This window comes from Bacillus cereus group sp. BfR-BA-01355 (assembly GCF_022663675.1).
Lineage (GTDB): Bacteria > Bacillota > Bacilli > Bacillales > Bacillaceae_G > Bacillus_A > Bacillus_A thuringiensis_S.
In genome coordinates, this window is record NZ_JAKUFY010000313.1 from 1 (window position 1) to 436 (window position 436).

Genomic DNA, 436 nt, shown 5'->3' on the forward strand with positions numbered 1-436 from the left:
ACGGTCAATTATCGGCTTTAGAACTAGATACACAAGCGGCGCCAAAAAGGAGTATTGAAGAACCTACAACAGAGACTTCCATAAAAAGCTCACACGAAGGATTTAATGAAGTGGCAAGTGATAGTATCGCACTTATTCGTCGCTATATTCCAAATCGCGAATTAAAAGTGAAGGAATTCACTGTTGGCGAACGAGCAACCTCTAAAGTTTTTTTACTTTATCTTGCAGATGTTGCAAACGAAGATGTTGTACAAGATATGGCATACCGCATCGAATCAATCAAAGTAGATGCTATTCTTACTACCGGTGAATTAGAAGGATTTGTTGAAGATAATTCCTATACTCTCTTCCCACAATTGTCTATCACTGAACGTCCTGACACAACGGCACATCATATTTTGAATGGGCGAATCGCTGTTGTTGTAGATCGCTCACC

Annotated in this window: 1 protein-coding gene; it reads left to right on the plus strand. The window is 39.9% G+C overall.

Annotated elements, in window-relative coordinates:
• The coding region (locus MR167_RS31810) for a spore germination protein (RefSeq protein ID WP_242316259.1) at positions 1-436 on the plus strand (436 nt) is incomplete at both ends.